The 1,380-nt window shown below is 66.3% G+C and carries 3 protein-coding genes; all 3 read right to left on the bottom strand.

The features are described from left to right. Window positions 1-517 (bottom strand): 1,2-phenylacetyl-CoA epoxidase subunit PaaC (gene paaC / locus CI15_RS19495; protein ID WP_063910549.1); only part of this gene is annotated, 517 nt, incomplete at its 3' end. An 8-nt stretch (window positions 518-525) separates the two neighbouring features. Then, window positions 526-810, bottom strand: coding sequence for a 1,2-phenylacetyl-CoA epoxidase subunit PaaB (paaB, locus tag CI15_RS19490; RefSeq protein ID WP_062129964.1), 285 nt, complete (start codon window positions 808-810; stop codon window positions 526-528). A gap of 36 nt (window positions 811-846) precedes the next feature. Then, window positions 847-1,380, bottom strand: a 534-nt coding sequence (locus CI15_RS19485) for a Phenylacetic acid catabolic protein (RefSeq protein ID WP_174543244.1), incomplete at its 5' end; no start/stop codon positions are given.

The raw sequence follows: 1,380 nt of genomic DNA, 5'->3' as shown, positions 1-1,380 counted from the left end.
ATTCGTCGGTGCCGTCGCCGAAGCGCACCAGCCACTCGCCCGCGTGATGCACGTGGTACTGCGTTTCCTTGATCGACTTCGCGGCGATCGCGGCAAGCTGCTCGTCCGCCGAGCGCGTGAGCGCGCTCCACAGATGCATCATCAGCGTGGCGTACAGGAAGTTGCGCACGATCGTGACCGCGTAGTCCTTTTCAGCCTGCGCGGTGCCGGCGAGCGGCCCGTAATGCGGCAGTTCCACGAGCGTGTAGCTGGCGAACTCGCGCTCGGCGCGGAAGTACGCGTAGTCGTCCTCGCTGCGCTGCCGGCCGGTGAGCTGCTGTTCGAGCGTGGCCGCGTGGGTGTAGAGCAGACGCGCCTGGCCGATCAGGTCGAGGCTCATGTTCGACAGCGCGATGTCCTCTTCGAGGATCGGGCCGTGGCCGCACCATTCGGTGTTGCGCTGTCCGAGGATCAGCGCGGTATCCGCGAGGCGCAGCACGTACTGCAGATGTTCAGGCGTAGGTGACGTAGTGGACATGGCGGCGCTTACATGTGGTTGACTTCGTCGGGGAGCGTGTAGAACGTCGGGTGGCGATAGATCTTGTCGCCCGCCGGTTCGAACAGCTCCGCCTTCTCTTCCGGCGCGGAGGCCGTGATCGCCGAGGACGGCACCACCCAGATGCTCACGCCTTCCTGGCGGCGCGTGTAGACGTCGCGCGCCATGCGCAGCGCCATCGGCGCGTCGGCGGCGTGCAGACTGCCGCAGTGTTTATGGTCGAGTCCCTGCTTGCTGCGCACGAACACTTCCCAAATCGGCCATTCCCTGTTCATTGCTGATCTCCTGATTCCTGTGATGTGTCGTGCCGCTCAGGCGGCGTGCTGCTGCGCGCGCTGGCGCTGCTTCCCGGCGTGGGCGAGCGCGGCTTCGCGCACCCATGCCCCGTCGTCATGGGCCTTCACGCGGGTCGCGAGGCGCTCGCGGTTGCACGGGCCGTCGCCGTTCACCACGCGCCAGAACTCTTCCCAGTCGATGTCGCCGTAGTCGTAATGGCCGCGCGCCTCGTTCCATTTGAGGTCCGCGTCGGGCAGCGTGACGCCGAGCACTTTGGCCTGCTCGACGGTTGCGTCGACGAATTTCTGGCGCAGGTCGTCGTTGGTGATGCGCTTGATGCCCCATTGCGCCGACTGGTTGCTGTGCACCGAGTCCTTGTCGCTCGGGCCGAACATCATCAGCACCGGCCACCACCAGCGGTTCACCGCCTGCTGGACCAGCTCGCGCTGCGCGTCGGTCCCGGCCATTCTCGCGTGCAGCGCTTTGAAACCCTGATCCTCATGGCAAGACCCTTCCTTGCTGCTGCCGACCCGCCGCCTCGCCCCAGTCCCGTTCCGTCCTCGGCCCAC

It is taken from the genome of Paraburkholderia monticola, assembly GCF_001580545.1.
In the GTDB taxonomy this organism is placed as follows: domain Bacteria; phylum Pseudomonadota; class Gammaproteobacteria; order Burkholderiales; family Burkholderiaceae; genus Paraburkholderia; species Paraburkholderia monticola.
Note: the sequence above shows the minus strand (reverse complement) of the source record. Positions and strands in the feature narration are given on the sequence as shown.

Excerpts from the sequence above, each read along its gene's own strand:
- paaB (WP_062129964.1), bottom strand. The coding sequence starts at position 810 with ATGAACAGGGAATGGCCGATTTGGGAAGTGTTCGTGCGCAGCAAGCAG.